The sequence below is a fragment of the Muricoccus nepalensis genome, assembly GCF_006438825.1.
Classification (GTDB): Bacteria; Pseudomonadota; Alphaproteobacteria; order Acetobacterales; family Acetobacteraceae; genus Roseomonas; species Roseomonas nepalensis.
Genome location: NZ_RCZP01000044.1, coordinates 1 through 20,340 on the forward strand (window position 1 = coordinate 1; position 20,340 = coordinate 20,340).

Annotated in this window: 19 protein-coding genes; 10 read left to right on the forward strand and 9 right to left on the reverse strand. The window is 73.3% G+C overall.

Features of this window, described 5'->3' with window-relative positions; all coding sequences use genetic code 11:
• Window positions 1-28: 28 nt before the first annotated feature.
• A complete protein-coding gene (locus EAH89_RS25795) occupies window positions 29-319 on the reverse strand; it encodes an STAS domain-containing protein (RefSeq protein WP_140886577.1) in 291 nt (96 codons plus the stop codon).
• A gap of 545 nt (window positions 320-864) precedes the next feature.
• Between EAH89_RS25795 and EAH89_RS25800 the strand changes: the two genes are divergently transcribed.
• Window positions 865-1,701, forward strand: coding sequence for a glycosyltransferase family 32 protein (locus EAH89_RS25800; protein ID WP_206667682.1), 837 nt, complete (start codon window positions 865-867; stop codon window positions 1,699-1,701).
• Window positions 1,702-2,161: 460 nt separating this feature from the next.
• On the opposite strand, the gene EAH89_RS25805 is transcribed toward EAH89_RS25800, so the two are convergent.
• Window positions 2,162-3,085, reverse strand: coding sequence for a LysR family transcriptional regulator (locus tag EAH89_RS25805; RefSeq protein ID WP_140886578.1), 924 nt, complete (start codon window positions 3,083-3,085; stop codon window positions 2,162-2,164).
• Window positions 3,082-3,567, reverse strand: a complete 486-nt coding sequence (locus EAH89_RS25810) for a MarR family winged helix-turn-helix transcriptional regulator (protein WP_140886579.1) — start codon at window positions 3,565-3,567, stop codon at window positions 3,082-3,084. Before EAH89_RS25810 ends, EAH89_RS25805 begins: the two co-directional genes overlap by 4 nt.
• A gap of 190 nt (window positions 3,568-3,757) precedes the next feature.
• Between EAH89_RS25810 and mhpA the strand changes: the two genes are divergently transcribed.
• From mhpA to EAH89_RS25825, 3 genes are all read left to right on the forward strand, one after another.
• Complete coding sequence (mhpA, locus tag EAH89_RS25815; RefSeq protein WP_140886580.1) at window positions 3,758-5,293, forward strand: bifunctional 3-(3-hydroxy-phenyl)propionate/3-hydroxycinnamic acid hydroxylase MhpA; 1,536 nt, start codon at window positions 3,758-3,760, stop codon at window positions 5,291-5,293.
• A gap of 77 nt (window positions 5,294-5,370) precedes the next feature.
• Entirely contained in the window at window positions 5,371-6,369 is a 999-nt protein-coding gene (locus tag EAH89_RS25820; protein WP_140886581.1) for an amidohydrolase family protein, read from the forward strand.
• Window positions 6,370-6,404: 35 nt separating this feature from the next.
• Complete coding sequence (locus EAH89_RS25825; RefSeq protein WP_140886582.1) at window positions 6,405-7,409, forward strand: Bug family tripartite tricarboxylate transporter substrate binding protein; 1,005 nt, start codon at window positions 6,405-6,407, stop codon at window positions 7,407-7,409.
• Between the two features lie 63 nt (window positions 7,410-7,472).
• On the opposite strand, the gene EAH89_RS25830 is transcribed toward EAH89_RS25825, so the two are convergent.
• Window positions 7,473-8,354, reverse strand: coding sequence for a LysR family transcriptional regulator (locus tag EAH89_RS25830; protein WP_140886583.1), 882 nt, complete (start codon window positions 8,352-8,354; stop codon window positions 7,473-7,475).
• A 95-nt stretch (window positions 8,355-8,449) separates the two neighbouring features.
• Here EAH89_RS25830 and EAH89_RS25835 point away from each other — a divergent pair, with 95 nt between their 5' ends.
• The 3 genes from EAH89_RS25835 (at window position 8,450) to EAH89_RS25845 (ending at window position 12,163) form a co-directional block, all read left to right on the forward strand.
• Entirely contained in the window at window positions 8,450-9,673 is a 1,224-nt protein-coding gene (locus EAH89_RS25835) for an MFS transporter (RefSeq protein ID WP_241667214.1), read from the forward strand.
• On the forward strand, window positions 9,670-10,785 hold the full coding sequence (locus tag EAH89_RS25840) for an FAD binding domain-containing protein (RefSeq protein WP_140886584.1): 1,116 nt from the start codon (window positions 9,670-9,672) through the stop codon (window positions 10,783-10,785). Before EAH89_RS25835 ends, EAH89_RS25840 begins: the two co-directional genes overlap by 4 nt.
• 382 nt (window positions 10,786-11,167) lie before the next feature.
• A complete protein-coding gene (locus tag EAH89_RS25845) occupies window positions 11,168-12,163 on the forward strand; it encodes a hypothetical protein (protein WP_140886585.1) in 996 nt (331 codons plus the stop codon).
• Window positions 12,164-12,259: 96 nt separating this feature from the next.
• On the opposite strand, the gene EAH89_RS25850 is transcribed toward EAH89_RS25845, so the two are convergent.
• The 5 genes from EAH89_RS25850 to EAH89_RS25870 all read right to left on the reverse strand — a co-directional run bounded on the left by EAH89_RS25850 (window position 12,260) and on the right by EAH89_RS25870 (window position 17,872).
• Window positions 12,260-14,737 carry a PAS domain-containing protein gene (locus EAH89_RS25850; protein WP_140886586.1) on the reverse strand — a complete coding sequence of 826 codons (2,478 nt, stop codon included), beginning with the start codon at window positions 14,735-14,737 and terminating at the stop codon, window positions 12,260-12,262.
• Window positions 14,738-14,743: 6 nt separating this feature from the next.
• Window positions 14,744-14,938, reverse strand: a complete 195-nt coding sequence (locus EAH89_RS25855; RefSeq protein WP_140886587.1) for a type II toxin-antitoxin system ParD family antitoxin — start codon at window positions 14,936-14,938, stop codon at window positions 14,744-14,746.
• A 229-nt stretch (window positions 14,939-15,167) separates the two neighbouring features.
• A complete protein-coding gene (locus EAH89_RS25860; protein ID WP_140886588.1) occupies window positions 15,168-15,893 on the reverse strand; it encodes an IclR family transcriptional regulator in 726 nt (241 codons plus the stop codon).
• A gap of 52 nt (window positions 15,894-15,945) precedes the next feature.
• Window positions 15,946-16,869 carry an SMP-30/gluconolactonase/LRE family protein gene (locus EAH89_RS25865; RefSeq protein WP_140886589.1) on the reverse strand — a complete coding sequence of 308 codons (924 nt, stop codon included), beginning with the start codon at window positions 16,867-16,869 and terminating at the stop codon, window positions 15,946-15,948.
• A 10-nt stretch (window positions 16,870-16,879) separates the two neighbouring features.
• Complete coding sequence (locus tag EAH89_RS25870) at window positions 16,880-17,872, reverse strand: Bug family tripartite tricarboxylate transporter substrate binding protein (protein ID WP_206667683.1); 993 nt, start codon at window positions 17,870-17,872, stop codon at window positions 16,880-16,882.
• Between the two features lie 287 nt (window positions 17,873-18,159).
• Between EAH89_RS25870 and EAH89_RS25875 the strand changes: the two genes are divergently transcribed.
• From EAH89_RS25875 to EAH89_RS25885, 3 genes are all read left to right on the forward strand, one after another.
• Window positions 18,160-18,840, forward strand: a complete 681-nt coding sequence (locus EAH89_RS25875; RefSeq protein WP_140886624.1) for an RraA family protein — start codon at window positions 18,160-18,162, stop codon at window positions 18,838-18,840.
• Window positions 18,841-18,914: 74 nt separating this feature from the next.
• A complete protein-coding gene (locus EAH89_RS25880) occupies window positions 18,915-19,931 on the forward strand; it encodes a hydroxyacid dehydrogenase (RefSeq protein WP_140886590.1) in 1,017 nt (338 codons plus the stop codon).
• Window positions 19,932-20,133: 202 nt separating this feature from the next.
• Complete coding sequence (locus EAH89_RS25885) at window positions 20,134-20,325, forward strand: hypothetical protein (RefSeq protein WP_140886591.1); 192 nt, start codon at window positions 20,134-20,136, stop codon at window positions 20,323-20,325.
• Window positions 20,326-20,340: the final 15 nt, after the last annotated feature.

Sequence of the window (20,340 nt, forward strand, 5' to 3'; positions counted from 1 at the left end):
GTCCACGGTCATCACGCGCTTGGCCATGTCAGCCCTCCGTCGGAATGGCGGCGGCGAGGTCAAGATCGCGGATCGCGTCCGCCAGCGCCGCCGGCACGCCCCGCAGCCGGAACGCCGCGCCGCGTGCCCGCGCGCTCGCGGCCGCCGCGGCGAGCACCTGAAGCCCGGGCGTCGACACCCGCTCGACCGCCCCCGCCTCCAACTCCAGCCCCCCCGCCTCCAGACGCACGAGCAGCCCCTCCCGCAACAACGACGCCGCGTTCAGATCCAACGACGACGGGAGAATGAACGGAGTGGGTGGGGCACAGGCGTCGAGCACGGGTAAGGGTCAATCCACTGAAAGGATCACACTCGGGGGTCCGGCTAAATTGGCCTGTGACGCCCTACCCAGTTCTTAACGAGGCGGCACCGATGTTTCGTTAAGCAAAATTCAATGCGGCGACACGTGCCATTCGCTCCAATGCGGTGGGAAAGCGATGGCAGGGCACGTCCTGCTGGACGACGAGGATCCCATGCGCGAAGGCTTCGCTAAGGAGTTGGCGGACCACGGTTACAATGTGGTGGAGGCCGAGGCGTCGTGACCGCGCTTGCGTTGCCCATCATCAAAAAAATCGACGTTGCTCTTGGGGATGTCGATCCGTCCCGGAAGGCTGGCGGCCCTTCCGAGGAGCATGACGCGTTTCCTGCCCTCAACCGGCCGTTGCACCGCTGTTGCGTCACCCCGGTGACGCAGTTGGCTCAGGCCGAAGGCTTATCTCAACGGGCTGCGAACCGGAGTAACGTCGAAGTTCGTTCGGGTAGCTGGCTTGGAAGCCACACCGAACGATGGAAGGTTCTGCCATCTCCATGCGGAAGTACCAGCCCATGCATTCCCGTCCCTTCCAGTCCCTAAGCGCCTTCCCAGAAGGGTTCCATGAGGTCGACGCGCTGCGTTCGGAGTTTCTCCGGCAGCTCTTCGTGGCGGAACTGGCGCCAGGGGATCCGTCCAGCCGCTCCGCCTCGATCCCGAAGGTCCTCGTCCGCTTCTGGGATGACGCCGACGCCGTGCCATCCGATGTCCAGGAGTGTCTGGATAGTTGGAGCGCCCTGCGGGAGGAGGGCTTTGACATCCTGACCTTCAACGATCTTTCGGCAGCGGCCTATATCGAGAAGACCTGCGCTCCCCGGCACCTGGAGGCCTTCCGGCGGTGCCACCATCCCGCGATGCGCAGCGATCTCTTCCGCCTCTGCTACCTGTCGTCCTCGGGTGGCTTCTACGTCGACGCGGACGACGCGATGACGGAAGGCAACTGGCGGCTGCTTTACGGCAACGACCGCCTGAAGCTGCAACCGCTGTCCTTCGACATTCCCCGCCAGTCCCTGGTAGCGGTGGCCGGGTTCTGGCGCTTCGACCAGCCCAGGCCCGACCGGCTCTACTACGTGAACAACAATCCCCTGGTCGCACCCCCGGGGCATCCTGTGCTGCGCCGGGCCCTCGAACGGGCGACGGCCGCGCTCCTCGCCGCAACCGGCCCCATCGACATCCAGGCGACCACCGGCCCGGGCAATCTGACGGTGGTGCTCGCGGAGCATGCCCGCGAGAGGGCGCTGGCGGGCTTGCCGCCGGACTACGAGATGATGCGGGAATGGGACCAGGTGGGGCGGACGCGGTGGGAGTTGTCCTACCGTGGCGACAAGCGCGATTGGCGGCAGTTGGAGTGATCCAGAGGGCAAGCACCGGCGGCGGGAGTGTTCGCGCATCGATTCTATTGGGTGTGCTCCCCTGTCTTTTCCTCCAGGTAGACCGATACCCAACGATCATGCGCAAGCAAGTGGCGCGGCTAGACCCCGAGCCTCCCGCGGCCGAGCTTGTGAAGCGGGCTGATCAGGATTTGGCCGCCGTCATCGGCTTCACCTCGGCGACGGCGGCCTACGGGCCGACTTCATCCCCAAGTCTTCCGGGGGCGCGACACTGGCGCTCTACGGCTTACTCGCCTGCCACATGAGCCGCCTCGGCGTGACCTGCTGGTTCTACACCCTTCGCGGCGGTCTGCTGCACGGGGTGGAGCGGCGCGGGCGGGAGAGCACCCCGCCGGCAGCGATCCCGGTAGAGGTGGCGGCGGTCCGGCAAGGCCGGGCCACTGCCGTCCGCCGGCCCGGACGCGAAGGCCAAGGAAGCCGATCAGGTGGTCCTGTCCGCCGCCCGGATGCCGCTGCCGATCGCCACGAGGCGCTGGCGAAGCCAGGCATGGGCAGGGCTGTCGTTGAAGCGGCGGTTCCACATCAGGCGGAAGGTGGTCGGCGGCATGTCGAAGGGCAGGTCAAGGATGGACAGGGGCGATCCCTCGGCGAAGGCGCGCGCCGCGCCGTGGGAAACTGTCGCCACGAGATCGGAGCGCATCAGGGCCACCACGGCGGCCAGCCCGTGGGGAAGCTGCAGCGACACCCGGCGGCGCACCCCCTGCCCCGCCAGCGCCGCGTCCACCGGGTCGGTCCCGGCGCCGCTCATGCTGATCCGCAGGTGGACGGCGGAGAGGTAGCGCTCCAGCGTGAGGGGCGCCGAGGCGAGCGGATGGCCCTTCCGCACGACGCAGGCATGGCCGTCGGAGACGACGCCGCAGGTCATGAAGCGCTCGGGCAGATCCTGGAACGTGCCGATGGCCACGTCCACGCGGCCCGCGTCGATCCCGGCGAGGATGTCCTCCAGCGAGCCGGAGCGGACGTTCAGCGCGGCGCGCGGCGCCTCCTGCTGCATCAGGTCCACCAGCCCGGGCAGCAGGATGATGGTCTCGTAGGTCTCCACGGCGATGGTGAAGGCGCCCTCCGCCTCGGCCGGATCGAAGCGCGCCGGCATGAGCGCCGCCTCGATGTCGCGCAGCGCGAGCCGGACGGGGCCGGCGAGTTCCTGGGCGCGGGGCGTCGGCTCCATGCCGGTGGGCGTGCGGACCAGCAACTCGTCGCCCAGCAGGCGGCGCAGGCGCTCCAGCGCGTGGCTCGTCGCGGACTGGCTGAGCCCGATGCGCTCCCCGCAGCGGCGCACGCTCCGCTCCTCGATCAGGGCGTCGAGGATGACGAGGAGGTTCAGGTCGACGGCGCGCAGGTTCATCGGGGCGCGCGCCCCCGGGCCGGGGGCACCCCCTCGGCGTCCATCTCGCGCTCCAGCGCGCCGAGGTTCTCGTGGACGAGGCCGAGGCTGGCCCGCAGCGCCGTCACCCCCGCGGCGTCCAGCCCCCGCAGCGCGATCGCCTCGTGGTGCCGCGCGAAGGGGATCAGCCGCTCCGCCATGGCCCGCCCGGCCGGCGTGAGGTTGATGGCCACGACCCGGGCGTTCCCCTCGGGCCGCCGGCGGCGGACGAGCCCGCGGCGGGACAGGGTGCCGACCAGGCGCGAGAGGGTCGAAAGCTCGATGCCCGTGACCTCGCAGAGTTCGCCGAGCCGGCGGTCCCGGCCCTCCCAGAGCACCGCCAGCACGCGGTACATCGGCAGGGTGAGGTCGTCCTGCGCCAGGCGGCGAGCGAAAAGGTCCCCCATGCGGACGCCGACCTTGTTCAGCAGGTAGGGGAAGGCGTCGGTCAGCCGGTACGTCATCCTGCCCTCTCCCCGCTACGCCGATCGACCCCGTGCATGTTGCAATCCCAAGATTTGCATTTGCAAGGGTCGTGGCCCGCCGGCAATCTCGGCCGGAGAGCCGGGGAACCGGCCCCTTGGGAGGGATGGACGTGCGGGATTTCCTGGTCGCCCCCGGCCGCGGCCGGTCCGCCAGCGCGGGGGTCTCCCCATGAGCGCCTGCGACGTCGCCGTGGTCGGCTACGGCCCGACGGGAATGGTCCTGGCCGCGCTGCTCGGCGCGCAGGGCCACCGGGTCACCGTGCTGGAGCGCTACACCGGGCTCTACAACCTGCCCCGCGCCGCCTGCTTCGACGACGAGATCATGCGCACCTTCCAGAAGCTCGGCCTCGCGGAGGCGATCGGCCGCGGTGCCGTCGTGCAGCGCGACTACGAGTGGGTGAACGCGGCGGGCGAGACGCTCGTCGAGATCGCCTACGCCGATCCCGCGCCCTGCGGCTGGGCGCAGCTCTACATGATGTTCCAGCCCCATGTGGAGGACGTGCTGGACCGCCACGACAAGGCCCTGCCGAACGTCGAGGTGCGGCAGGGCGTGACCGTTACCGAGCTCCGGCAGGACGAGGACGGCGTCGTGCTCCGTGGCACGGACGCCGCCGGCGCGCCGGTCGATCTGCGCGCGCGCTACGTGGTAGGGGCGGACGGCGGCAACGGCCTCACGCGGCGCGTGGTCTCGCCCGAGACGGAGGACTACGGCTTCCAGGAGAACTGGCTCGTCTGCGACTTCCGGATGAGCCGCGCCGTCCCCGGCCTGCCCTCCTTCCGGCAGGTCTGCGACCCGGCGCAGCCGACCTCGATCGTGACGATCGGGCCGGACCACCACCGCTTCTCCTTCATGCTGAACCCGGGCGAGACGGCCGAGGAGGCGACGCGGCCGGAACGGGTCTGGGCGCGCGTTTCGCGCTACATCACGCCGGAGGACGCGGCGATGATCCGCGTGGTGAACTACGTCTTCCGCTCCCGCATCGCCGCGCGCTGGCGGCTGGGGCGCGTGCTGCTGGCCGGCGACGCGGCGCACGAGATGCCCCCCTTCCTGGCGCAGGGCATGTGCTCGGGAATCCGCGACGCGCACAACCTCGCCTTCAAGCTCGACATGGTCCTCCGGGGGCAGGCCGGGGACGCGATCCTCGACACCTACCGCCCCGAGCGGGAGCCGCATGTGCGCTTCATCACCGAGAGGGCCATCGAGCTGGGCCGCGTCCAGACGATGCGGGACCCGGACGCGGCGCGGGCGCGCGACGAGCGGCTGCTGGCGGCCCGGCGCGCCCGGCAGGCACCGGAGAAGCTGCAGTTCCCGGCGCTGCGGGGCGGCCTGATCGCGAACCACGGAGGACTCTTCCCGCAGGGCCGGCTGCGGCACGGGGAGCGGACCGCCCTCTTCGACGATCTGGTCGGGCCGGGGTGGTGCCTCGTGACCCTCGACCCCGCCCTCCCGGCCGCCCTGCTGCCGGAGGCGCGGGGGGCCTGGGACGCGATCGGCGGCCGCGTCGCCGTGCTCTCGCCGGAGGGAGGGCTCGAGGACGCGGACGGCACCTACCGCGACTGGTTTGCCGCGAACGGCGGCACGGCGGCGGTCGTCCGGCCGGACTGGTACGTCTACGGCACCGCCGGCACGGCGGCCGGGCTGGCCGCCTTGTTGGAGGCGCTCGGCCGGGCGCTTCGGCCCGCGGACGCGCTGGTCGCCTCCTGAGGGCGGCGGAAGCCGCCGCCACCCGCCATCCCGGACAAGCCCGGGGCGCCACCGGGCCGCCCCGATCGGAGAACGACATGCAGGGTAAGATAGCGCTCGAGGAACACTTCGCCACGCCGGAGACGGTGATGGACAGCCACGGCTTCCTCGACGAGACGATCTGGTCCGAGCTGCGGGCGCGGCTGCTGGACATGCAGGACCGCCGGCTGCGCGAGATGGACGCGAACGGCATCGGCATGATGCTGCCCTCCCTCAACGCCCCCGCCGTCCAGGCGGTCCCCGACCCCGCGAAGGCGCTAGAGTTGGCACGCCGCGCGAACGACTTCCTCGCGGGCGAGGTGGCGAAGCGCCCGGACCGCTTCCGCGGCCTGGCCGCCCTGCCCATGCAGGATCCCGAGGCGGCGGCGCGGGAGCTGGCCCGCTGCGTGGAGGAGCTCGGCTTCGTCGGCGCGCTGGTGAACGGCTTCTCCGAGACCGCGGGCCGCGCAGGCGCGGTCTACTACGACCTGCCGGAGTACCGCCCCTTCTGGGCGGAGACCGCGCGCCTCGGCGTGCCCTTCTACCTCCATCCCCGCAACCCGCTGCCGCAGGACGCGGCCATCTACGCCGGCCATCCCTGGCTGATGGGCCCCACCTGGGCCTTCGGGCAGGAGACGGCGGTGCACGCCCTGCGCCTCATGGCGTCGGGCCTCTTCGACGAGCACCCCTCCCTCCGGATCATCCTCGGGCACATGGGCGAAGGGCTGCCCTACTCCATCTGGCGCGTGGACAACCGCAACGGCTGGGTGAAGGCGCCCAAGGCCTTCCCGGCCAAGCGGGAGCTGGGCGACTACTTCCGCGAGAACTTTTACATCACGACCTCCGGCAACTTCCGCACGCAGACGCTGGTGGACGCGATCCTGGAGATCGGCTCGGACCACATCCTCTTCTCGGCGGACTGGCCCTTCGAGAACATCGACCACGCCGCGACCTGGTTCGATGCCTGCACGATCTCGGAGCTCGACCGGCGCAAGATCGGCCGCACGAACGCCTCGACCCTCTTCGGGCTGGACCGGCCGGCGCCCGGCGTCCGATAGTCGAAGCCAAGCGAAACGATCCGAGAGGAAGCACGATGAGGACGGACGGTCCCGATACGGCGCCCGGCGCGGCGATCCCGAGACGCCTGGCGCTCACCGGCGCGCTGGCCGGCCTGCTGCCCGCCGCGGCGCGGGCGCAGGGCGCGGCGGGCGGGCGGCCCATCACCATCATCGTCCCCTACACCCCCGGCGCGCCGCCCGATTCTGTCGCGCGCGTGGTGGGAGAGGGCATGGCGCGCCAGCTCGGCCGGCCCGTGGTGGTGGAGAACCGGCCGGGCGCCTCCGGCAACATCGGCACGGAGGCGGTGGCGCGCGCCGCGCCGGACGGCAACACCCTGCTCGTCCAGGCGACGACGTTGGCGATGAACGTCAGCCTGTTCCGGAACGTCCCCTACGACCCCGTGGCCAGCTTCACGCCGATCGCCACGCTGATGGAGAACGAGGGCACGCTCGTGCTGAACGCCGCCGTCGGCGGCCGGAGCCTGGAGGAGTTCCTGTCCCGCGTGCGGGCCCGCCCGGGCGCGCTGAACTACGCCTCCCCGGGGGTGGGCACGCCGCACCACCTGGCCATGGAGATGTTCAGGCGCCAGGCGCGGCTGGACCTGAACCACGTTCCCTACCGCGGGCTGGCGGGGGCCGTGACCGACCTCATGGCCGGGCATGTCGCCGGGATGTTCATCCACACGCCCCCCGCGGTGGAGCTGCAGAAGGACGAGCGGGTGAAGGTCGTCGCCGTCACCGGCCCGTCCCGCCTGCCCTACCTGCCCGGCGTCCCGACGCTGCAGGAGCAGACGGGGGCCGACGTGCCCATGCGGTCCTGGTACGCCCTCTTCGCGCCCGCTGGGCTGGCGCCGGATACGACGGCGCGGCTCAACGCGGCGGCGAACGCCGTTCTCGCCAACGCCGACGCCGTCCGGACCCTCGCCGCGCAAGGCTACGACATGGTCGGCGGATCGCCCGAGGATTTGCGCAAGCGCGTCGCGGAGGCGGTGCCGCAATGGGCCGCCATTGTGCGCGAGGCTGGGATCTCGGCCGAGTAGCCGCGCGGACCGGCCGAACCGTTCACGCCGGGAGCCGGCGTCCGCTTTGCGGGCCGGCGGGCCTCACGCCTGCCGGAGGCGCTGCTCCAGCGCGGCGATGAACAGCCGCACCTTCGGCGGCACGAGGCGCGCGGTCGGGTAGACGGCCCAGATGGCCAGCGCTTCCGGCGCGGCGGCGGGCATCCGGACGGGCAGCAGGTGCCCGACGGCCACCTCCTCCCGCACGTCCCACTCCGAGAGCATCGCGATGCCGAGGCCCCCGAGGCAGGCCTCGTGCAGCGCCTCCACCGAGCTGGCGGTGAAGGGGCCGGACACGCGCTGCCGCACCGTCCTCGCGCCCGCCAGGAAGGTCCAGTGGCTCGTCCCCGTGAGCACGAGGCAGCGGTGGCGGGCCAGGTCGGCCGGCGTCGCCGGCGCGCCGTGCTCCGCCAAGTAGGCGGGCGCCGCGTAGAGGCCGCGCGGGTTGTCCGCCAGACGGCGGGCGACGAGCGTGTTCTCGCGCAGCAGGGCGATTCGGATCGCGAGGTCCAGCCCCTGCGCCACGATGTCCACGATGCTGTCGCTGAGCAGGAGGTCGACCTGCAAGGCCGGGTGGTCCTGCAGGAAGGCGGGCACCAGGGGCGCCACCACCTTCCGGCCGAAGGGCACCGAGGCCGTCAGGCGCAGGGTGCCGCTGAGGCCGGAGGCGGCCGGGCGCACGGCGGCGCGGGCCTGCACCTCCGCCTCCAGCAGCGCCTGCGCGTGGGGCAGGAAGGCCTCGCCCTCCGCCGTCAGGGAGAGGGAGCGCGTCGTGCGGTGCATCAGCCGGGCGCCGACCTCCTCCTCCAGCTCCGCCAGCCGGCGGGAGGCGAGCATCGGCGTGATCCGCAGGCGGCGCGCGGCGGCCGCGAGGCTGCCGGCGCCCACCGCCTCCACCAGCACCGCGACGTTGGCCAGATCGATCATAACGCCCAGCGTTACACGGACCGCCCGAAAATGGCAGCTACAGCGCCAGCGGCGGGGAATCCACATTCGGGGCACGGCACAGAGGAGCGCGACCCATGCTGGACGTCCCGGGTTCCAACCCGCCCGCCGAGGCGGCGGCAAGCGACGAGGCGCCTTCGGGCCTCGGCCAGGGGCTCACCTTCGCCATGGCGGCCGCGGCGGGCGTCGCGGTCGCCAACATCTACTACAACCAGCCGATGCTCGGCATCATCGGGCAGGATTTCGCGGGCTCCGGCGCCACCGCCCTGATCCCGACGGCAACGCAGCTCGGCTACGCCGCCAGCCTCTTCCTGCTGCTGCCGCTGGGCGACCTCCTGGACCAGAAGCGGCTGATCGTCGGGCAGTTCGTCGTGCTCGCCGTGGCGCTGGCGCTCGCGGCGCTGGCGCCCAGCGCGCCGGTCCTGGTCCTCGCCTCCTTCGTCGTCGGCATGGGCGCGACCGTGGCCCAGCAGATCGTTCCCCTGGCCGCGCATCTCGCCCCCCCGGCGCGGCGCGGCGCCACGGTGGGGATCGTCACCGGCGGCGTGCTGGCGGGCATCCTGCTCAGCCGGACGCTGGGCGGCCTCGTCGCCGCGCATGGTGGCTGGCGCGCGATGTTCTGGCTGGCCGTGCCCATGGCCCTTGGCGCCGCCGCCCTGATGGCCGCCATCCTGCCGGGCCGGCCCGCATCGGTGTCCATCCGCTACGGCGCCGCCCTGCTCTCGCTGCTGGACCTCTGGCGCGGGCAGCCCGCGCTGCGCCGGGCGACGCTGATGCAGGCTGCGCTCTTCGCCTCCTTCTCCGCCTTCTGGACCGTGCTCGCCCTGCGGCTGGAGAGCCCTCCCTTTGCGCTCGGGGCCGAGGTGGCCGGGCTGTTCGGCGTGGTCGGCGCGGTGGGCATTGCCGCGGCGCCGCTGGCCGGCCGCCTGGCCGACCGGCGCGGGCCGCGGCTGGTGATCGGGCTGGGCGCGCTGCTCACCCTCCTGGCCTGGGCCGTGTTCGGGGCCTGGCCGACCCTCGGCGGGCTGGTCGTGGGCGTGATCGTCCTCGACTTCGGGGTGCAGAGCGCGCTCGTCTCCAACCAGCACGTCATCTACGCCTTGCGGCCGGAGGCCCGCAGCCGGATCAACACGATCTTCATGACCGGCATGTTCCTCGGCGGCGCGGCCGGGTCGGCCGGGGCCATGGCGGCCTGGGAGTACGGCGGCTGGCTCGCGGTCTGCGGGTTCGGCGCCGCGCTTGGCGCCCTCGCCCTGCTGCTGGAGCTCGCGGGCCGCGGCGCCCCGGGGAGGGCGCGGTGAGGAAGCTGCGGGTTGCGGTGGCAGGGGGCTCCCTCGGGGGCCTCTTCGCCGCCATCCTGCTGCGCCAGGACGGGCACGAGGTGCGGGTCTTCGAGCGCTCCTCGCAGGGGCTGGAGGGCCGCGGCGCCGGGCTGGTGCCGCAGCGCGAGGTCTTCGAGGTGCTGCGCCAGATCGGCGTCGAGGACGCCGTGAGGGTGGGCGTGGTGGCGCGCGACCGCATCACGCTGGACCGCGACGGCGCCATCGCGCAGCGGCAGGCCACGCCGCAGATGCAGGCTTCCTGGGACCACCTCTACAGCGCCGTCCGACGGCGGCTGGACGACGGGGATTACCACCTGGGCCGCACCGTGCAGGGCGCCAGCCAGTCCGCGGCCGAGGCGGTCCTGCACTTCGCGGACGGGAGCACCGAGGGCGCCGATCTCGTGCTCGGCGCCGACGGCCTCGGCTCGGTGCTGCGGGAGGCCGTGACGGGCCTGCCTTCCCCGAACCGCTACGCCGGCTACGTGGCCTGGCGCGGGCTCGTGCCCGAGGCCGACCTGCCCGCCGCGGCGGCGGCGCTGCTGCTGGACCGGTTCGCCTTCTACACGGTGCCGGGATCGCAGATCCTCGGCTATTCCGTCGCGGGCCCGGGCGGCGAGACGCAGCCCGGCTCCCGTCGCTACAACTGGGTCTGGTACCGGCCGGTCGCCCCGGCCGACCTCGTGGGCGTACTGAGCGACGCATCCGGCGACGCCCACCCCTACTCGCTTTCGCCGGGCCAGCTGCCCGCGGCGCGGGCCGAGGGTCTCCGCGACGACGGCCGCGCGCTCCTCCCCCCGGCCTTCGCCGCCGCCGTCGCGGCGGAGACGCGCCCCTTCGTCCAGGCCATCTTCGACTACGAGGCGCCGCGCATGGCCTCGGGGCGCCTGGCGCTGCTGGGCGACGCGGCGTTCGTCGTGCGGCCACACACCGCCATGGGCGTGGCCAAGGCGGCGGGCGACGCGATGGCGCTGCGCGCGCAGCTCGGCCGCCTCCCGCTGGACAGCGCCCTTCAGGCCTATGAGCGGGAACGAAGCCCCGTCGGCACGGCCATCGCCGCCTATGGCCGCCGCCTGGGCGCCGCCCTGGGGTGATGCGGCACCACCGCGCGCGGCTTGTTCGCTCGGCTCGCGGATCACCGGCGCCGGGCAGCCCAGTCGTCGGCGGCCGTCCGGACGCCTCCGCCGTGCCGGCACGGCGGAGAGGTCGAGCCCAGCGCTCGGATGACGCCGATGGCCCCCTTCACCCGGGTCGGGCTGAGCGGTCTGTCGCGCAGGAGTTGCCCGGTCGCCAGGGCTGTTTCGGCTGGTCGAGAAGATGGACCTCCGCCCGCTCCGGAACGTCCCGGAAGCGCAGGATGGGCCAGTCTGCGCGAGATCGGAGCCTTCGGATGACCGGCATCTCGCCCTGGGAAGGGACCATCCAGCGTGCCAACATCCCGCTCGACGAAGAGCAAGCACGGGAGGAGGGAACACCATGCGCTTGAGGACCACCCTGATGGCGGGGCTGCTCTGCGCGCCCCTGCCGGCGATGGCGCAGGGCTACAGCACCATGAGCCACGAGGGATTGCGGACCGGCGTCATCCTGCGCCAGTCCGAGTGCCCGGACCGCCCGGGCCAGGCCTGGGTCAGCGCGCCCTATCCGGACGGCACGGTGGAGGGCGTCTGCATCCGCTACTACGCCGCCGGGCTGGCCGAGGCGAACCCGAAGGCCGTGGTCTTCATCCACGGCAACCGCCTGAACCAGTCCTACGACGAGCAGGGACGGCTGGTTCGCGTGGGCGTCTCGGATTCCTACGGCACCCCGAGCGAGGAGTCGTTGCTGCGGGCGGCGGAGGCGCAGTCCCGCGCGCTCGGCCATCCCTTCATCATCGTCGCGCGCCCCGGGAACTACGGGTCATCGGGCATCGCCAGCGAGCAGTTCCGGCGCCGCGAGGTGGCGCTGATGAACGCCGCGCTGGAGGCGATCAAGCGGCGCCACCGGATCGACCGTTTCGGCATCGCCGCGCAGTCCGGCGGCGGCCCGTCGCTCGCCGGGATGCTGGCCGCGCGCGACGACATCGCCTGCGCCGCGTTCAGCTCCGCCCTCACCGCCCTGCGGGAGCGGGAGGAAGCCATGGGCAACGCGGGACGCGGGCCGCGGCTGAGCCAGACGCTGGTGGATGCCTACGACCCGATCCGCGAGACCGGGGGGATCCGCGCCTCCGACCAGCGCCGCGTCTTCGTCGTGGGCGACGCGGAGGACAAGCTCATCCCCTACCCCGCGCAGCAGGCCTACGCCGGCGCCCTGGCGCGGCACGGCGTGAAGGTGACCGTCGCGACCGGCACGGCCGTCGGCTCGAACCGTCACAGCCTCGGCGCGACGGGGCAGCACGCGGTGGGGTGGTGCCTGGACGGGCTGCCGGACGACGAGATCGTGAGCCGGATGCGCCGGGGCGAGGCGGCTTACGTGCTCCCCGGCGGCTTCTACTGAGACCGACGCCGGATTGGTGAGGCCAGGGCGGGCACCGGTCCCGGCCGGCGGGAAGGCTCGCCGGGACGCCCCGGCCGAGGGCCACGCCCTGCCCTGCTAGTCCGCGGCGGACCGGGCGATCACCTTCTGCAGGACGCGGCCCACCTGCTCCGCCGAGTAGGGCTTGTGCAGCACCTCGAAGCCGTGGTCCGCCTCCTGGGCCAGCACGTTGCTGTAGCCGGAGGCGAGCACCACCGGCAGGTCCGGCAGCCGCTTGCGCAGGGCCTCCGCGAGGGCCACGCCGCCCATGCCGGGCATGACCACGTCGGAGAACACCACCTCGAAGCCGGCGCCGTCCTCCCCCAGCTTGTCCAGGGCGTCCTCGGCGTTCACCGCCCAGGCCGTGCGGTAGCCCAGGTCTTCCAGGATCTGCGTGCAGAAGCGGCCAACCTCGATGTTGTCATCGACCACCAGCACGCACTGGCCCGTCCCGCCCGGGAAATCGGCCAAGCCGCGGTCGTCCTCCTTCGCATCCGCCGCCACCGCCTGCTCCTCCGGCAGGTAGAGGGTGAAGGTGGTGCCCTCGCCGACCGTGCTGCGCACGTCCACGTCCCCGCCCGACTGCTTGGCGAAGCCGAACACCTGGGACAGGCCGAGCCCCGTGCCCCGGCCGACCCCCTTCGTGGTGAAGAAGGGCTCGAAGATGCGCGAGAGCTGGTCCGGCTCGATGCCGGAGCCGGTGTCCACGACGGAGACCGCCACGAAGCGGCGCCGCGACCCCGCGTGGCCGCGGATCGAGGGCAGCGGCACCGAGCCGGCCAGGATCAGCGTGATCTGCCCCTCGCCGTCCATGGCGTCGCGGGCGTTCACGGCCATGTTCACCAGGGCCGTCTCGAACTGGCTCACGTCCGCCTTCACGAAGCAGGGCTGGTCCAGCCCCTCGATCGCGACGCGGACGCGCGCGCCGGTCACGGTGTCGAGCATCTCGCCGATGGCGCGAAGGCGGGCCCCGACCTCGAAGGTCTCGGGCTTGAGCGCCTGCCGCCGGGCGAAGGCCAGCAACTGGCCGGTCAGCTTGGCCGCGCGGTCCACGGTGTCGGAGACCGCCTCCACGTAGCGCTGGCGCCGGTCCTCCGGCAGGCCGGAGCGGCGCAGGAAGTCCACGGAGGACCGGATGATCGTGAGCAGGTTGTTGAAGTCGTGCGCCACCCCGCCGGTCAGCTGCCCCACCGCCTCCATCTTCTGCGACTGCCGCAGCGCCTCCTGCGCCTGCGCCAGGTCGGCCTCGGTCCGGAGACGAGGCGTCACGTCGCGGGCGTGGTGGAACGCGCCGATGATCGCGCCCTCCTCGTTGCGGATGGGGGCGTAGTCGAGTTCCCAGTGCGGCACCGCCAGGTCGGGATCGCCGAACTCGCCCTCGACCGTGAATTCCTTGCCCGCGAGGGCGCGGCCGGCGAAGGCGCGTTGCGCCGCCGCCTGGGCGGGCGGCAAGGCATCGGGAAGCGCCTCGCCCACCCGGGCGGGATGCCCCATGACCCGGAGCCACTCGGCGGCGTGCGCCTTGTTGAAGGCCGTCACCCGCTGCTCCGTGTCGTAGGCGCAGATCGGAAAGCGGGTGGACTGCACGATGTTGCGGTAGAGCGTCAGCTCGGCGGTGCGCTCGGCCACCTGCGCCTCCAGGCTCTCGTTCAGCCGCTGGCGCAGCTCCTCGGCCGCCCGCCGGCGCGTGATGTCGCTGGTCGTGCCGAACCATTCGGTGACGGCGCCGTCCGGACCGAGCAGGGGCACGGCCCGCGACAGCGCCCAGCCCAGGTCACCGTTCGCCAGGCGGATGCGGTGCTCGAGCGAGAAGAAGGACCGGTCCCGCACCGCCGCGGCGATCGCGGCCCGGACGCGCGGCTGCTCGTCCGCGGGGATGTAGTCGTCCATCCAATCGGGGTTGGCGGCGACGGTGCCGGCGGGAAAGCCGCCATGGGTCAGCTGGCGCATCGCCGACCAGTCCGCGCTCATCGAGTACAGCACCTCGGACGACGCCCGCACCAGGGCTTCCAGCCGCGCCGCGCTCCCGCGCGACGCCTCGGCCTGCCGGGCCAGGTCCGCGTTGGCGCGGGTGAGCTCGCGCTCGGCCACCACCTGCCGGGTGGTCTCCGTCACCACGAGGAAGATGCCGGCGATGCGGCCCTCGTCGTCCCAGAGCGGGCTGTGGCAGTGCGTGAAGAAGGCTTCCCGGGGGACGCCGTCGCGGTCCGGCGCGTAGCGGGCGTTCTCGACGTGGAAGGTTTCGCCCGAGAGCACCCGGTCGAAGATCGGCGTGAGCTGGTCCCACATCTCCGACCACCACTCCCGGGCCGGGCGGCCGAGATGGCCCGGGTGCTTGCGGCCGAGGCTGGGGGCGTAGGCGTCGTTGTAGAAGGTGACCAGTTCCGGCCCCCAGTGCAGCATCATGGGGAAGGCGGAGCTGAGCACGATCCGCACGGCCGTCTGCAGCGCGCGAGGCCAGCCCGGCACCGGGCCGAGGGGCGTCGCCGACCAGTCGACGCGGCGCAGGAGGGCGCCGGCCTCGCCACCGCCTGCCAGGCAGCCCTGCTCGGTCATCGCCGCTTACCGCTCCACGCCGGCCGCGGCGGCGGCAAGCCGCAGCCGGCGCTCCTGCTCGACCGCTTCCTCGCGCTCGAGGGCGCGCAGGGCAGCCCGGACCACCTCGCTGGCGTTCTGGTACCGGCCCGACGCGACCTGCGCGGCGATGAAGTGATCCATGGCCGGGGTGATCGAGACGTTCTTGCAGACCTGCTTCATCACCGGCCGAGCGTTACAGGACGGGGGGCGGTGCCGTCAAAGATTGATGGTCGGCGTCGACGGCAGGCTCATGCGGCTGAACACGCGGGACCTGGCACGGCGCTGGCGGGGCACCGGGACGCGCGGATGACGGTGCGGGCCTTCGCGCTCCCGCAGGACCGGCAACGCGTGGAGACCGCCCCGCCGCCCGCGCCGGGACGCGGCGGGCGGCGTCCCAACCCTTCCCCGGCTAAGCCGCCCCCCGCGCCGGGAGTGGCACGCCACCGAGGGCGCGCGTCAGCTCGCCCGCGACCTGGAGCAGCATGGGGGCCGCCTCGCGGGCCGCGTCCTTGGTGAGGCGGGTCACCGGCCCTGTCAGGCAGAGGGCCCCGGCGAAGCTCTCGCCCGGCCCGAAGACGGGGGTGGCCATGCCGGCCACGTGCGGGTCCCTCTCGCCGCCCGTGTAGAGCGGCACCTCGGGGATCGCCGCGCCCTCCGGCGGCCCGGCGCCGAAGACCCGCAGCACCTGCGCGATGGCGGAGTTGTCCATCGGGAGCATGTCGCCCTGGTGCACGTGCAGCCGCAGCCGGTGCGGGGAGTCGACGCGGTGGAGGCACAGCCGCTGCTCGCCGCTGCGGACGTAGAAGGAGGCGCTCTCGCTCGTCGCCGCCACCAGCCGCTCCAGCACGGGCATGACATGGGCCTCGACGCGGAAGGACTGCTGGTAGATCGAGCCGAGGCGGAACAGCTCCGCGCCGAGACGGTAGGCGCCGTCCGGGAGGCGGACGAGGTAGCCGTGCTGCTCGAGCGAGATGGCGAGGCGCATGATGGTGGTCTTCACCAGCCCCGTCCGGGCGGTCAGCTCGGCCAGGCTCACGGCGTCGTCCCCTCGCCGGAAGGCCGAGAGCAGCGTCAGGGCGCGGCTTGCCGAGGCGACGCCCTCCAGCGAGGGGTTCGCGCGGGTCGGGGCGGTCATGGCCGCCACCGTTACGGTCCCCTCTCCCGCCGGGCAAGCCGGCGGCCGGCGCTCAGGACGCATGCGAGTAGAGCGGCGATCCCGCGACCTCCAGTTCGGCCCTCAGGATGCTCCCGGTCTCTGACTCCGTGACGAAGAGGCTCCGGCCCTCGGCGCCGCCGAAGGCCAGGTTCGTCGTGGACCAGCCGGCGCAGGAGGCGATGCGCGCCAGCGGCTCCGCGCGGGGCGAGAGGCGCCAGACGGTGCCGAAGCCAGCATGGGCCACCAGCAGCGCGCCCTCCGCGTCCAGCGCCAGCCCGTCCGGCCCGCTCGGTCCGCCGTGGAGGTGACAGAAGATACTTGCCTTGGTCACGCTGCCGTCCGCGTGCAGCGGCAGACGCCAGATCTGGTTGGCCCGCGTCACCGCCACCAGCAGGAAGGAGGCGTCGGGCGCGACGACGATGCCGTTGGGGCTCGGGACCGTGCCGATGAGGCAGTCCAGGCGCCCGTCCGGGCCCAGGCGGTACACCCGCCCCGTGGGGTCCTGCAGCCCCGTCTGCCCCTGGTCGGTGAAGTAGAGCTCGCCCGAGGGGCCAAAGACGAGGTCGTTGACGCCCTTGAACCCCTCGGAGCGCGCCGTCTCGAGGAAGGGCGTGACCGACCCGCTCGCCGGATCGAGCAGCAGGATGCCGCGCTTGTAGTCCGTGATGAAGATCCGGCCGTCTCGGTGGATCTTCAGCCCGTTCGGCCAGCCGTCGTACTCGGCGACCTGCTCCCATTCTCCCTCTGGCGAGACGCGGAAGACGCGGCCGAAGGGGATGTCGGTGACGTAGAGCCGCCCCTGCCGGTCGAAGGAGGGGCCCTCCAGGAAGCTGTCCACCGGCCGGCCGGCGCGGTTGGCGTCGCTCCAGGCCGTCCGCTGGCTCCTCCGGAAGCGGTCGGGCAGCCGCGCGAAGACCTCGGTCTCGAGGCGGGGCGGCGGGGCGAAGAAGCTCACCGGGCGGCCCTCACTGCCGCTCGATGCCGCCGGAGGCCGCCACGTCGCGCCAGCGGGCCGCCTCCTCGACCAGGAGCCGCCCGAAGGCCGCGGGCGCGATGCCGCCGGGCTCGGAGCCGAGATCGGCGATGAAGGCCTTCATGTCCGGCGCGGCGAGGGCGCGCACCACCTCCCCGTGCAGCCGCTCCACCACGGCGTCCGGCGTGCCCCGGGGTGCCGCGAGGCCTGACCAGTTGATCACCCCGAAGCCCGGCAGCCCGGCCTCGCCGAAGGTCGGCACGTCCGGGAGGGCGGCGACGCGGTGCTCGCCGCTGATCGCGAGCGGCCGGAGCTGGCCGCCGCGGATGTTCCCCAGCGCCGAGCCGGGCGAGACCATCACCAGATCCACGTTGCCCGAGAGAACGCCGATCACGGCCTCGCCCGCGCCGCGGAAGGGCACGTGGTAGAGCTTCACCCCCGCCGCGCGCTCGAAGGCCAGCGTCGCGAAATGGGGCGCGCTGCCCATGCCGCCCGTGCCGTAGGTGAGCTTCTCGGGCTCCTTCTTCGCCGCCGCCATGAGGGAGGCGAGGTCGCGATAGGGCGACTTCTCCCCGACCGCGAGCAGGATGGGCGAGAAGGCCGTGACGGTGACCGGCCGGAACGCCTCCGCCTGGTCGAAGGGCAGGCGGCTGAAGAGGTAGGGGAGCATGGCGTAGGTGTTGTCCATCGCCAGCAACGTGTGGCCGTCGGGCGCCGCCCGCGCCGCCTCGGCGGCGCCGATCGTCCCCGTGGCGCCGGACTTGTTCTCCACCACGAAGGTCTGGCCGAGCTGCTCCGACAACTTCTGCGAGACCCGGCGCGCCAGCGTGTCCACGGCGCCGCCCGGGGCCCAGGGCACGATCACCCGGACCGGGCGGGCCGGGTAGGCGGCCTGCGCGAGGGCGGGGCGCGGCAGCGCCGGGCCGCCCAGGGCCGCGCCGAGCAGGAGGCGGCGGGAAAGGCGGGGGGGACGGCAAATCGGCACTTGCGCTTCCTCTTCTCGACCGGGTATTTCGAAACGGCGTTGCGTTTCTGGATGTCCTTCTGGCACCGGGGCGGCGGCGGTGTCAACGAAACGGCGCGGGGCAGCGCCTTCTCCTCGGGAGGACCACCATGGCCGCAGGCTTCCGCATTCTTCCGCGCCCCCGCCAGGTCGATGCCGCCCTGGTCGAGCGCTTCCGGGCGCTGCCCGTCGCCAACGTGAGCGACGTCATGTCCCGGCTCACGGCCGGCGGCGCGCGGCTGCGCCCGATGCACGCGNGGAGGACCACCATGGCCGCAGGCTTCCGCATTCTTCCGCGCCCCCGCCAGGTCGATGCCGCCCTGGTCGAGCGCTTCCGGGCGCTGCCCGTCGCCAACGTGAGCGACGTCATGTCCCGGCTCACGGCCGGCGGCGCGCGGCTGCGCCCGATGCACGCGCCCGGCGCCGTCCTCGCCGGCCCCGCGCTGACGGTTCGGACCCGCCCCGGCGACAACCTGATGATCCACAAGGCGATCGCGCTGGCGCGGCCCGGCGACGTGATCGTGGTGGACGCGGGGGGCGACCTGACCAACGCCCTSATCGGCGAGCTGATGCTGGCGCAGATGGTGCGGCGCCGCCTCGCCGGCATCGTCGTCAACGGCGCGATCCGCGACAGCGCCGCGATCCGCGCGCAGGACTTCCCGGTCTTCGCCGCGGGGGTGACRCATCGCGGCCCCTACAAGGACGGSCCGGGCGAGATCAACGTGCCGGTGGCGCTGGACGGCATGGTGATCGCGCCGGGCGACCTCGTCCTCGGCGACGACGACGGGCTGCTCGCCGTGCCGCTCGAGGAGGCCGAGGCCATCCACGCCGCCGCCAGCGCGAAGCACGCGGCGGAGGAGAGGCAGATGGCCAACATCGCGGCCGGCACGCACGACGCCTCCTGGGTGGACGCCTCGCTCCGCAAGCTGGGCTGCGAGGGGCTCGACTAGCCCTCCCTGCGACCAAAGCGGCCCTGGGCGAGCCCGGCCGGCCCCCTCCCCTTCCAGCCCCCGAGAACCCCGCCATGACCGACACCGCCCCGCGCCCCAACGTCCTCGTCTCGGCCGCCTGGCTGGCCGCGGAGGCCGTCACGATGCTGGAGGAGGCGGGCTACGCCGTGCGCTGCACCTCCGGCTACCCCGGCGAGGAGGAGCTCCTCGCCGCCATCCGCGAGCACCGGCCGGTCGCCATCCTGCACCGGCAGGGCATCGTCAACGGCGCGGTTATGGACGCCGCCGCGCCGGCGCTGCGCGTGGTCGCGCGCCACGGCGCGGGGATCGACGGCATCGACATCCCCGCCGCCCGCGCCCGCCACCTGACCGTGACGCGCGCGGCCGGCGCCAACGCGCGCTCGGTCGCCGAGCACGCCATGGCGCTGATGCTGACCATGCTGAAGGACCTGCCCTCCGTCACCGCGGGCATGCGGGACGGGCTTTGGGAGAAGACCTCGCGCATGACGCGCGACATCGACGGCATGACGCTCGGCGTCGTCGGCCACGGCGCCATCGGCAGCAAGGTCGCCCGCCTGGCCGCCGCCTTCGGCATGCGCGTGATCGCCCACGACCCCCTCCTGCCCACCGGCCCGCTGCCCGGCCCGGCCGAGCGGGTGGAGACGCTGCCCGACCTGCTGCGCCAGTCCGAGGTGCTCTCCCTGCACCTCCCGCTGGAGCCGGCGACGCGCGGCCTGATCGGCGCGGCGGAGCTGGCGCTGCTGCCCAAGGGCGCCATCCTCGTCCACACCGCCCGCGGCGGCATCGTGGACCAGGATGCGCTCCTCGCCGCCCTCGATTCCGGGCAGCTGAGCTGGGCCGGCGTGGACGTCTTCGCGAAGGAGCCGCTGGAGGCCGAAAACCCCTTCCGCAGCCACCCGCGCGTCGTCGCCACGCCGCACCTGGCCGCCAACACGCCGCGCGGCGCGACCGGCATGGCCTGCGGCGCCGCCGAAAGCATCATCGCCGTTCTGGCCGGGCGCCTGCCCGCGCTGGAGGGCGCCGTCGTCGTCCCCGGCGGCCTCCCGGCCGCGCTCGCGCCGGCGGTCTGACGGCGCGACGGAACCGCGCATGATCCCGTGCATCCCCGCGGCGCGCGCCATCGCGCCGGGGCCCTGCCGCCGTCTCCCGCGCGGCACGGAGCGGACTAAGGCCGTGGCCGCCGCGCGCGAGTGTCGCACCGTGTTCGCCCACCATCGGCCAGCGTTGGAGCTGCCGCTCGCCGGCCCGGCCGGCACCGACGGACACCGGTCGATGCCCGCGCGTAGGAACGGCCTCAGCGGCGCCCCGCGGCTCAGGAGCGAGGTCCTGGCCACCGGCCACTCCGGCTACGCCCAGGCGAAGCGCCGGGACGGCGGTGCGCGGCGCCACCGCGCGCAGGCCATGCTGGCCGCGTTCCGGGAGAGCCGGCGCGAGAACATCGCCACCCTGCCGCGGCCCGCCTGAGCGGCCGCGGCTTCA